We start from the raw sequence: 10,524 nt of genomic DNA on the forward strand, positions 1-10,524 counted from the left end.
GCGGACGTCGGTGGCGGGGGGCGTCCGTGAGGTCCGCGCCGCGGCGACGGCCGTCCTCGTCCTCGGCGCCCTCGCCCTCCTGCTGCCCGCCCCGAACGTCCCCCACGCCCTGATCGCCCTCTGGTTCGCCCTGCCCCTGGCCCTCACCCTGAGCTGCCTGGCGATGGCCCGCGTGGAGATCCCCCCGTACACCCGCTGGGCCTCCCCGGCGGGCCTGCGTCTCCTGGAATCCCTGGCCCAGGACCGCGCCTACCTCACCTCCGTCGCCGTCCACGGCATCCGTGTCCTGGACGAACCGAACCTGAGAGCGGCGTTCGCCCGGACGCCGTACCCGCGGCCGGAGTGACCCCGGCGGGGGGCGCATCGGAGCATTGGCCCCGACACCCGCCGACGGTGCTTGCCTCGCCCTCGCCCGAACTCAAACATCCCTTGTGTCCAGGCCTCGCACCGAGCCGCCGTGCACCGAAGGGACCCCGATGAGAGCCGCCGCCCTCCACTCGGCCGCAGGAGCCCTGCTCCTGACCGCCCTCGTCACCACCCCGGCGCGGAGCGCACAGGGCGTACCGGGAGCCGTGAGCACCCCGGAGACGCGCGGTACGGCTGTCGCCGCCGCCCGTGCCGCCGCGAAGGGCCTCGCCTTCGGTGCCTGCCCGGACGCCGAGGACCTCCCCGGCGCGATGAAGTGCGCGACCGTCGAGGTACCGCTCGACTACGCCCGCCCCGACGGCACCCGGATCCGGTTGACGGTCAGCCGCGTCGAGGCCACGCACCGCGACCCCGGCAACAGCAAGCGGCGGGTCCCGAGGCAGGGCGCCCTGCTCTACAACCCGGGCGGACCCGGTGGCTCGGGCCTGTACTTCCCGCTGATCGGCCTGGTCCCGGAGTGGAAGCGGATCGGCGCCGCCTACGACCTCGTCGGCTACGACCCGCGCGGGGTGGGCCGTTCGGCGCCGCTGTCCTGCCAGGACCCGGCGCACCACATCAAGGCCCCGTCGATCTCCCCGACGCACCCCTCTCCGTCGTACAAGCGCGAACGGATCGCCCAGGCACGCGCGTACGCGCGCGGGTGCGCCGACCGCTCCGGGGACGCCCTGCGCCACTACCACTCGCTGAACAACGCCCGCGACCTGGACGTGATCCGCGCGGCCCTCGACGAGAAGAGACTGACGTTCATGGGCGCCTCGTACGGCACCTACTTCGGCGCCCTGTACGCGGCGATGTTCCCCGGGCACGTGCGCCGCATGGTCTTCGACTCGGTCGTGAACCCCGACCCCGCCCAGATCTGGTACCGCAGCAACCTCACCCAGTCCCTGGCGTTCGAGAGCCGCTGGACGGACGTCCGCGAGTGGATCGCGAAGCACGACGACGCGTACGGCCTCGGCGACACCGCGGAGGACGTCCTGCGCAGCTACGAGCGGGCACGCGCGCGGCTCGCGGCGCAGCCGGCGGGCGGGATCGTCGGCCCGGCCCAGTTGCAGCGGACGTTCCTCCAGGCCGCCTACTACGACGACTACTGGCCGCACCGCGCGCGGGCGCTGTCGGAGTACCTGAAGGGCAGGCCCGAGCAGCTCATCGCGCAGGCGGGGCCGTTGAAGGAGTTCGCGGCGCAGGCGGAGAACGCGCACGCCGTGTACACGGCCGTGGAGTGCAACGACGCGCCCTGGCCGACGCGTTGGCGGACGTGGGACCGGGACAACACGCGGATCGCGCGGGTCGCGCCGTTCGAGACGTGGGACAACGCCTGGTCGAACCTGCCGTGCGCGTTCTGGACGGCGCCCCGGCAGCGCCCGCTGGACGTGCGGACCGCGCCGGGTGAGCTGCCGCCGACGCTGATCCTGGCGGCCGAGCGGGACGCGGCGACGCCGTACGAGGGCGCGCTGGAGCTGCGGCGCAGGCTCGCCGGGTCGGTGCTGGTGACCGAGCGGGACGCGGGCAGCCACGGCATCGGCGGGGCGTCGAACGCCTGCGTCAACCGGTACCTGGAGGCGTACCTCCTTCAGGGCCGGCTCCCCGGACGGCACGCGTCCTGCGCCCCGCACGCGGAGCCGAAGCCGACGGACCGCATGCGGGAGGCGGCCCGCCGGCTGCGCTGAACGCTAGGCCAGTCCGGCGACGAGTTCGCTGAGGTCCTTGCGGCGGCCCGTGTAGAACGGGACCTCCTCGCGCACGTGCATCCGCGCCTCGGACGCGCGCAGGTGACGCATGAGGTCGACGATGCGGTACAGCTCGTCGGCCTCGAAGGCGAGGATCCACTCGTAGTCGCCCAGCGAGAACGAGGCGACGGTGTTGGCGCGGACGTCGGGGTAGCCGCGGGCCATCTTGCCGTGGTCGGCGAGCATACGGCGGCGGTCCTCGTCGGGCAGGAGGTACCAGTCGTAGGAGCGCACGAAGGGGTACACGCTGACGTAGTCGCGGGGCGTCTCGTCGGCGAGGAACGCGGGGATGTGCGAGCGGTTGAACTCGGCGGGGCGGTGCAGCGCCATGTTCGACCAGACCGGGGTGAGCGCGCGGCCGAGCTTCGTGCGCCGGAAGAGGTTGTACGCCTCCTGGAGCTGGTCGCTGGTCTCCGCGTGCCACCAGATCATGACGTCGGCGTCGGCACGGAGCCCGGAGACGTCGTAGGTACCGCGGATCGTGACGTCCTTGGCGGCGAGCTGGTCGAACAGCTCCTGGACCTCGTCGGCGTAGCCCGTGCGGTCCTCGGGGAGGACGTCCTTCAGCTTGAAGACGGACCAGAGGGTGTAACGGATGACGTCGTTGAGGTCCTTGGCCAGCTTGCCCTTGTTGGGGATCCTGCCGGGTTCGGTGGTGGGGGCGTTCTCGCTCATGCCTGTCATTCTCCCGCCCCGCCGTGCAGGCTCTGCACCGGGTTCGCCGCCAGCTCACGCACGGCGTCGAGGTCGCCGCCGAGCTGGTCCACCGCCGCGTTCGCGCTCGCGATGCACGCCGGGATGCCGACGCCGTCGTACTGCGCGCCGCAGACCGCGAGGCCGGGCAGCTTGGCGACGTGGTCGCGGATGCGGGCCACGCGCGCGTGGTGGCCGACGGGGTACTGGGGCAGGCCGTCGGTCCAGCGGACGACGCGGGTCTCCAGGGGGGTGGCGTCGAGGCCGGTGGCCTCGCGGAGGTCGCGGCGGGAGAGGTCGGTGAGGGCGGCGTCGTCGCGCTGGAGGATCTCCGACTCGCCGTAGCGGCCGAGGGAGGTGCGCAGGACCAGGACGTCCGGGTCCTGGTCGGCGACCCAGGACCATTTCCGCGAGGAGAACGTGGACGCCTTGATGGAGTGCCCGTCGACCGGGGGGACGAGGAAGCCGCTGCCGGCGGGCAGTGCGGCGTCCGCGCTGCGGTAGGCGAGGGTGACGAGGGCCATCGACGCGTACTCGATCGCCCGCAGTTCGGCGGCGGCGCCCGGCGACTCGTCGGCGAGCAGCGCGGCGGCCACGGGGGCGGGGACGGCGACGACGACGGCGTCCGCGTGAAACTCCCGTTCTCCGGCTACCACGCGCCACCCTTCGGCGTCCCGGCGCAGCTCGCGCGCGGGCGTGCCGGTGAGGATCTCGCCGCCCCGCGCGCGGACGGCGTCGGCGACGGCGAGCGGGAGGGTCCCGATGCCGCCCTCGACGCCCGTGAACACCGGCCCGGTCTGCTGGCCTGCGGCCATCCTGGCCTGGAGTTCGCGCACGCCCTCGGTGAGCGAGGTGTGGGACTTGGCGATCTGGAAGAGCTGCGGGACGGCCGACCGCATCGAGATCTGGTAGGCGTCGCCCGCGTAGACGCCGCCCAGCATGGGTTCGATCAGCCGGTCGACGACCTCGCGGCCGAGCCTCTCGGCGACGTACGCGCCGACCGCGACGTCGTCCCCGACCTCCGTGCGCGGCAGGTCGGCGTCCCGCTCGATGCGGGCGAGGCCCTCCTCGGAGAGGACGCCGGCGAGGGACTCGGCGGTGCCGGGGACGCCCATCACGTGCCCCTTGGGCATGGGGCGCAGGGCTCCTCGGGTCCAGATCGAGGCGGTGGCCGTGGCGGGCGGCTGGAGGCGGTCCCCGAGGCCGACCTCGCGGGCGAGGGCGATGCCCTCGGGGCGGCGGGCGAGCATGGACTCGGCGCCGAGGTCGGTGCGGACGCCCGCGATCTCACCGGGCAGCAGCTTGCCGCCGACTCTGTCCGCCGCGTCGAGCACGGTCACCCGCGCCCCCCGCTCCAGCAGCCGGTGCGCGGCGGCGAGCCCCGCGATCCCGGCCCCGATGACGACGACCTGCCCTGTGACTGCGCTCATGCCCCCAGCTTGGCAGACGCCACTGACAACGCCCCGAGCGCGGTGTGGCCGGGGTGCGTCCCGAACGTGACCTCTTCGGGACCCGCGCCCGCCAACGTCGAAGGGGGTCCGCGCGTCGAAGGAACGTCCGTCGGCGCGACGCGTCTTCACACCTCCCGGGGGGATATCTCCACATGGCTGTCCGCAGATCCGCACACATCAGGTCCGCCCACGCCCTGGCCGCGCTCCTCGCCGCCGCCGCTCTCACGCTCGCCGGGTGCAGCGCCGGGGGCGACGCGGGCTCGCCCGAGCAGGACAAGGCCGCCGCCGGGAGCAAGGCCGCCCCGGACAAGGCCGGCGACGAGTCCGCGCGCGGGGGCACCGGTTCGGGCCCGTCCGGCGCCAAGGCGTCCACGTCGCCCAAGGTCGTCGGCAGCGACATCATCCGCACCGCCACCCTCGGCGTCCAGGTCAAGGATGTCGCCAAGGCCCTGGCCGCCGCCCGCACGGCCGCCGAGAACGCGGGCGGTTACGTCGGCGACGAGACCACCAGCCGTGACGCGGACGACGCCGAGCACACGGAGGTCGTGCTGCGCGTCCCGGTCGCCCGTTACGACGACGTCCTGACGGCCCTCCAGGGCTCCGGCAAGCTCCTGAACCGCTCCTCGAAGGCGGAGGACGTCACGGACCAGGTCGTGGACGTCACGAGCCGCGTCCAGTCGCAGCGGGCCTCTGTCGCGCGCGTGCGGGAGCTGATGGACCGGGCGACCTCGCTGAGCGACGTCGTCAGCCTGGAGGGCGAGCTGAGCCGCCGTCAGGCCGATCTGGAGGCGCTGCTGTCGCAGCAGGCGTCCCTGAAGGACCGCACGAGCCTCGCGACGATCACGCTGTCCCTGACGCGGACGCCCCCGAAGGAGGACGCCGGGAAGGACGACGACCCGGGTGTCCTGGACGCGCTCGCCGGGGGCTGGGACGCGTTCGTGACGGTGCTGCGGTGGGTCGTGGTGGTGCTGTCGGCGGTCCTGCCGTTCCTGCTGGCGGGGGCCGTCCTGGCGCTCGTGTGGTGGCGTGTGGTCCGGCCCCGGCGCGCTCACCGTCCGACGCTCCTGCGCTCGGCGGGCGTCCCCGGCGCCGCTCCCGAGCGGCCTGAGGAGAACTCCGGGGCGGACGAGCGGCCCTGAGCGGCCGTCTCTCGTGACCCCGGACGTCCCCCGTAGCGTGGGCGTATGAGCAACAGCGCGCGGGAACGACTGGTCGTCATCGGCGGGGATGCGGCGGGGATGTCCGCCGCGTCCCAGGCCCGCCGGGCGAAGGACCCCGGCGAGCTGGAGATCGTCGCCTTCGAGCGCGGGCACTTCACGTCGTACTCGGCGTGCGGCATCCCGTACTGGGTCGGCGGCGACGTCCCGGACCGCGACTCCCTGATCGCCCGCACTCCGGAGGAGCACCGCGCGCGGGACATCGATCTGCGGCTGCGCACGGAGGTCACCGAGATCGACGTCCCCGGCGGGCGCGTGCGCGCGCGGGACGTCGATTCGGGGGCCGAGTCCTGGACGCCGTACGACAGGCTGGTGATCGCGACGGGGGCCCGCCCGGTGCGGCCGGACATCCCGGGGATCGGCGCGCGCGGGGTGCACGGCGTGCAGACCCTGGACGACGGTCAGGCCCTCATCGACACGCTGGCCCGTGCGCGGGGGCGCCGGGCGGTGGTCGTCGGCGCCGGGTACATCGGCGTCGAGATGGCGGAGGCCCTCGTCAACCGGGGTTTCGAGGTGACGGTCGTGAACCGGGGCCGCGAGCCGATGTCGACGCTCGACCCGGACATGGGCCGCCTGGTGCACAAGGCGATGGAGGGCCTGGGGATCGCCATGGTGGACGACGCCGAGGTGACCGCCCTGCGCGCGGACGCCGAGGGCCGGGTGAGCGCGGTCGTCGCGGGCGGGCGGGAGTTCCCGGCGGACGTGGTCGTGCTGGGGATCGGGGTGCGGCCGCAGACGTCTCTCGCGCGGGCGGCGGGGCTGCCGCTGGGCGAACACGGCGGGCTGCTCACGGACGACCGCATGCGGGTGCGGGGCCACGAGGGCATCTGGGCGGGCGGTGACTGCGTGGAGGTGCTGGACCTGGTCTCCGGGCGGGAGCGGTACGTGCCGCTGGGCACGCACGCCAACAAGCACGGGCAGATCATCGGGACGAACGCGACCGGTGGGGACGCGGTGTTCCCGGGGGTCGTCGGGACGGCCGTCAGCAAGGTGTGCGGTCTGGAGATCGCCCGGACCGGGCTGCGGGAGAAGGACGCCACGCGCGCGGGGCTGTCGTTCGAGGCCGTGACGGTGGAGTCGACGTCACGGGCGGGCTACTACCCGGGTGCCGCCCCCATGACGGTGAAGATGCTCGCGGAGCGGCTGAGCGGCCGTCTGCTGGGCGTTCAGATCGTCGGTGGGGAGGGAGCCGCGAAGCGGGTCGACATCGCCGCTGTGGCGCTCACAGCGGCCATGACGGTGCATCGGATGACGACCCTGGACCTGGGCTACGCGCCGCCGTTCAGCCCGGTGTGGGATCCGGTCCTGGTGGCGGCGCGCAAAGCGGCCCGGAAGGTCGGGGGTTAGGCCGTGCCGGTGAGCCTCGGGAGGGCGGAGACCGCCGCCGCCTGCTCGACGGGCTTGGCGTGGGTGGGGACCGCCTGACGGGTGCGCAGCCGGTGGCCCACCGCCTCGTCGAGGGTCACCGGGCGGCCCGTCTGGGCGGCCAGCCGGCCCGCCTCCTGGCCGAGCCTGGCCACGTCCTCCCAGGGGAGCCGGATCACGAGAGAGAGTTCGGCCTCGCCGTCGGGCAGGGCGTGCATGGGAGTGACTCGGTCGTTCATGTCTCTGTTCCTCACGTCGTCTCCGCGAGCGCCTTCCCCACGCCGCGGGTGGTTGCCGGTTCATACGCACGCGCGCGGGGTGGTGTTCACCGGTTCGCCGGGCTCATCGCGGGAAGTAGTTCCTCGTGGTCATCCCCGTCCATGACGTGAACCCCGTGCGCCGCACCCCCGTGGTGACGTATGCGCTGATCGCCGCGAACGTGCTGGTCTTCCTGTGGATGCCGGGTCTCGCCGGCACGGTGAAGGGCGACAGCACGCTGGTGCAGACGTGCCATCTGCACGCCTTCCTGGAGCAGTGGGCGGCCGTCCCGCGCGAGATGATCCACCAGCACTTTCCGGCGCTGGTGGCGACCGGGGAGGTGCGCGGCGGCGGCTGTCTGATCGGTCCGCGGGACTACGGCAAGTCGCCGGTGCTGAGCGTGTTCACGGCGATGTTCCTGCACGGCGGCTGGCTGCACCTGCTGGGCAACATGCTGTTCCTGCTGATCTTCGGGAACAACATCGAGGACCGAATGGGGCACGTGAGGTTCGCGCTGTTCTACGTGGTCTGCGGGTACGCGGCGTTCTACGGTTTCGCCGTCCTGAACGCGGACTCCGCGGACCCCCTGATCGGTGCCTCCGGGGCGATCGCGGGTGTCCTGGGCGCGTATCTGGTGCTGTACCCGAGGGTCCGGGTGTGGGTGCTGGTGCCGTTCCTGGTGTTTCTGCCGCTGCGGCTGCCCGCCTGGCTGGTGCTGGGGTTCTGGTTCGGGCTCCAGGCGTTCTACTCGGCCGGCGAGGGCGTGTCGTCGGCGGGGACGGTCGCCTACGAGGCGCACGTCGTCGGGTTCATGGCCGGTCTGCTGCTGGCCTGGCCGCTCAAGCGGAACACGGTCCCGCCCCCGGAGCCGCGCGGCCTGCTGTTCGGCAGGCGCGCGCGGACCCGGCACTCCTGGTGACGGTCCTTCAGCGGGCCGTCTGCGTGTGGACGTACTCCGCGAGCCGGGTGAGCGCGTCCGGGTCGGTCTTCGGCATCACGCCGTGCCCGAGGTTGAAGACGTGCCCCTCCAGGCCCGCGGCGGCGTCGAGGACCTCGCGCGCCTTGGCCTCGACCACCTCGGGTCCCGCGAACAGGACCGTCGGGTCGAAGTTGCCCTGGAGGGCCTTGCCGGGGCCGACGCGGCGGGCGGCCTCGTCGAGCGGGACGCGCCAGTCGACGCCCATCACGTCCGCCCCGGCCTCGCCCATGAGGCCGAGGAGTTCGCCGGTGCCGACGCCGAAGTGGATGCGCGGGACGCCGTACCCGGCGACCGCGTCGAAGACCTTCGCCGAGGCCGGCATGACCGAGCGCCGGTAGTCGGCCGGGGAGAGGGCGCCGGCCCACGAGTCGAAGAGCTGCACGGCGGAGGCGCCCGCCTCGATCTGCACCTTCAGGAACGCGGCCGTGATCTCCGCGAGCCGGTCCAGCAGGTCGGCCCACAGCTCGGGGTCGCCGTACATCATCGCCTTGGCGTTCTCGTACGTGCGCGAGGGGCCGCCCTCGACGAGGTAGCTGGCGAGCGTGAAGGGGGCGCCGGCGAAGCCGATCAGGGGCGTCGCGCCGAGTTCGGCGGTGAGCAGGCCGACGGCCTCGGTGACGTAACCGACGTCCTCGGGGGTGAGGTCGCGCAGCTGCGCGAGGTCCGCGCGGGTGCGGATCGGCTTCTCGACGACGGGGCCGACGCCCGGCTTGATGTCGAGGTCGACGCCGATGGCCTTGAGGGGGACGACGATGTCGCTGTAGTAGATCGCCGCGTCCACGTTGTGCCGGCGGACCGGCTGGAGGGTGATCTCCGTGACCAGCTCGGGGCGGGTGCAGGACTCCAGCATCGGAATGCCCTCGCGCACCTTGAGGTACTCGGGGAGCGAACGGCCGGCCTGCCGCATGAACCACACCGGGGTGTGCGGCACGGGTTCGCGCCTGCACGCCTTCAGGAAGGGGCTGTCGTACGTCGCTGTCGGCCGGTGGCCCGCGGGGCTCTCGTTCGCACTCACGACGGCAAGTCTCGCACGCTCCTGTGACAGTCCCGTCGCCGCCTGTTCGCCGAGCGCGCACGCGCGCGTGCAGGGGTGCTCGGGTGTCTTGCCCTGCGCGAAGGGCCGCTTCCCCTTACTCTTCCCCGCATGGCTGCGGCTCAGGGACGACTGGCGGACGGCGCGGGGATGGACGACGCGAACGAGGGGGAGCGGGAGGCTCCGGCGGCTTTCCGGGCTGCCGTGGAGGCACTGCGGGCGGCGCGGGTGCGCCCGCAGATCGAGATGGAGCCGGCACCGGCGCCGCGGCGGCTCGCGCCGTACGCGTACGCGCTGGAGGCGACCGTCGTGGACGGTGACCAGGATCTCGCGGACGGGCGGCTGGTCCTGCTGCACGACCCCGACGGCCACGACGCGTGGCGCGGGGCGTTCCGGCTGGTGACGCTGGTGCGGGCGGAGCTGGAGCCGGAGATGGCGGTGGATCCGCTGCTGCCGGACGTGTGCTGGTCGTGGCTGACGGGGGCGCTTCAGGGGCGCGGTCTGACGTACGGCGAGCCGAGCGGGACCGTCACGCGCGCGGGGTCGCATTATTTCGGCGGTCTCTCGGAGCGGCCGGCGACGTCGCAGATCGAGATCCGGGCCTCCTGGACGCCGCGCACGGGCCTCGGCGGAGTGCCGGACGCGGCGGCGCATCTGGCGTCCTGGTGCGATCTCCTGGCGCAGGTCGCGGGGCTTCCGCCGGCCGGTCCCGGGGACGCCTCCGTCGTCACGCTGCCCCAGCGTCGCGGACCGGAGTCACGCTGAGCCAGCCGCGCCTCCCCCGAACGGGCGCATCTTGGTCAGCCTTTTGTCGATACGGCCACTTTCCATCACCCAAGCGCACGCGAGTGAACCGACTCGATCTTCGGATGATCGATCGCGTGTCCGAATTGCACGGATTCTTGCTCACTAGATCGTGATCATTTTCTAAAGGACCCCGGGTTCGCTGCCGAAGACGACTGTGACCTTGAAGCTCCGCCCCACTTTCAGGAGGCCCGGTGTCCGTTCTCCTTGAGCAACCCGCAAGCCTGGTCGCCTACCGCCCGAACAAGCCCACCGCGATGGTGGTCGTGGCCGACCCGCGCGTACGCTCCACCGTCACCCGTCACCTCTGGGCCCTCGGTGTCCGCGACGTGATCGAAGCCTCGTCCATCGCGGAGGCTCGTCCCCGCATCGGCAACCCCCGCGACATCTGCGTCGCCGACGTCCACCTCCCCGACGGTTCCGGTCTCACCCTGCTCTCCGAGACCCGCGCCGCGGGCTGGCCCAGCGGGCTCGCCCTGTCCGCCGCCGACGACATCGGCGCCGTCCGCAACGCTCTCGCCGGCGGCGTCAAGGGGTACGGCGTCACCGGCACCCGGGCCGGCGTCGGCCT

10 protein-coding genes and 1 pseudogene are annotated in these 10,524 nt (G+C 73.1%); 7 read left to right on the top strand and 4 right to left on the bottom strand.

What is annotated here, in order from left to right; genetic code table 11:
* Both ACVNF4_RS25915 and ACVNF4_RS25920 read left to right on the top strand, forming a co-directional pair.
* Positions 1-346: pseudogene (locus tag ACVNF4_RS25915) on the top strand (TIGR04222 domain-containing membrane protein); the annotation flags it as partial.
* A gap of 130 nt (positions 347-476) precedes the next feature.
* Entirely contained in the window at positions 477-2,093 is a 1,617-nt protein-coding gene (locus ACVNF4_RS25920) for an alpha/beta hydrolase (protein WP_461805285.1), read from the top strand.
* A gap of 3 nt (positions 2,094-2,096) precedes the next feature.
* On the opposite strand, the gene hemQ is transcribed toward ACVNF4_RS25920, so the two are convergent.
* A complete protein-coding gene (gene hemQ / locus ACVNF4_RS25925; protein ID WP_461805286.1) occupies positions 2,097-2,828 on the bottom strand; it encodes a hydrogen peroxide-dependent heme synthase in 732 nt (243 codons plus the stop codon).
* A gap of 5 nt (positions 2,829-2,833) precedes the next feature.
* Positions 2,834-4,276, bottom strand: a complete 1,443-nt coding sequence (gene hemG / locus ACVNF4_RS25930; RefSeq protein ID WP_461805287.1) for a protoporphyrinogen oxidase — start codon at positions 4,274-4,276, stop codon at positions 2,834-2,836.
* Positions 4,277-4,449: 173 nt separating this feature from the next.
* Between hemG and ACVNF4_RS25935 the strand changes: the two genes are divergently transcribed.
* On the top strand, positions 4,450-5,436 hold the full coding sequence (locus tag ACVNF4_RS25935; RefSeq protein WP_461805288.1) for a DUF4349 domain-containing protein: 987 nt from the start codon (positions 4,450-4,452) through the stop codon (positions 5,434-5,436).
* 45 nt (positions 5,437-5,481) lie between these two features.
* The gene (locus tag ACVNF4_RS25940; RefSeq protein WP_461805289.1) at positions 5,482-6,861 is read left to right on the top strand and encodes an FAD-dependent oxidoreductase; all 1,380 of its coding nucleotides are present in this window, start codon (positions 5,482-5,484) and stop codon (positions 6,859-6,861) included.
* Here the strand turns inward: ACVNF4_RS25940 and ACVNF4_RS25945 are convergent.
* Positions 6,858-7,118, bottom strand: a complete 261-nt coding sequence (locus ACVNF4_RS25945) for a hypothetical protein (RefSeq protein WP_461805290.1) — start codon at positions 7,116-7,118, stop codon at positions 6,858-6,860. The two genes, ACVNF4_RS25940 and ACVNF4_RS25945, sit on opposite strands and share 4 nt — an antisense overlap.
* A gap of 125 nt (positions 7,119-7,243) precedes the next feature.
* Here ACVNF4_RS25945 and ACVNF4_RS25950 point away from each other — a divergent pair, with 125 nt between their 5' ends.
* The gene (locus tag ACVNF4_RS25950; RefSeq protein ID WP_461805291.1) at positions 7,244-8,056 is read left to right on the top strand and encodes a rhomboid family intramembrane serine protease; all 813 of its coding nucleotides are present in this window, start codon (positions 7,244-7,246) and stop codon (positions 8,054-8,056) included.
* A 7-nt stretch (positions 8,057-8,063) separates the two neighbouring features.
* On the opposite strand, the gene hemE is transcribed toward ACVNF4_RS25950, so the two are convergent.
* On the bottom strand, positions 8,064-9,131 hold the full coding sequence (hemE, locus tag ACVNF4_RS25955; protein ID WP_461805292.1) for a uroporphyrinogen decarboxylase: 1,068 nt from the start codon (positions 9,129-9,131) through the stop codon (positions 8,064-8,066).
* 129 nt (positions 9,132-9,260) lie between these two features.
* On the opposite strand from hemE, the gene ACVNF4_RS25960 reads away from it, so the two are divergent.
* Together ACVNF4_RS25960 and ACVNF4_RS25965 are read left to right on the top strand one after the other, a co-directional pair.
* Complete coding sequence (locus ACVNF4_RS25960) at positions 9,261-9,914, top strand: DUF3000 domain-containing protein (RefSeq protein WP_461805293.1); 654 nt, start codon at positions 9,261-9,263, stop codon at positions 9,912-9,914.
* Between the two features lie 233 nt (positions 9,915-10,147).
* The coding region (locus ACVNF4_RS25965) for a response regulator (RefSeq protein WP_461805294.1) at positions 10,148-10,524 on the top strand (377 nt) is incomplete at its 3' end.

Source organism: Streptomyces sp. S6 (assembly GCF_054880855.1).

What these genes read in the sequence shown, in the direction of transcription:
- ACVNF4_RS25920 (WP_461805285.1), top strand. Translation starts at nt 477, where the DNA reads ATGAGAGCCGCCGCCCTCCACTCGGCCGCAGGAGCCCTGCTCCTGACC.
- hemQ (WP_461805286.1), bottom strand. Translation starts at nt 2,828, where the DNA reads ATGAGCGAGAACGCCCCCACCACCGAACCCGGCAGGATCCCCAACAAG.
- hemG (WP_461805287.1), bottom strand. Translation starts at nt 4,276, where the DNA reads ATGAGCGCAGTCACAGGGCAGGTCGTCGTCATCGGGGCCGGGATCGCG.
- ACVNF4_RS25935 (WP_461805288.1), top strand. Translation starts at nt 4,450, where the DNA reads ATGGCTGTCCGCAGATCCGCACACATCAGGTCCGCCCACGCCCTGGCC.
- ACVNF4_RS25940 (WP_461805289.1), top strand. Translation starts at nt 5,482, where the DNA reads ATGAGCAACAGCGCGCGGGAACGACTGGTCGTCATCGGCGGGGATGCG.
- ACVNF4_RS25945 (WP_461805290.1), bottom strand. Translation starts at nt 7,118, where the DNA reads ATGAACGACCGAGTCACTCCCATGCACGCCCTGCCCGACGGCGAGGCC.
- ACVNF4_RS25960 (WP_461805293.1), top strand. Translation starts at nt 9,261, where the DNA reads ATGGCTGCGGCTCAGGGACGACTGGCGGACGGCGCGGGGATGGACGAC.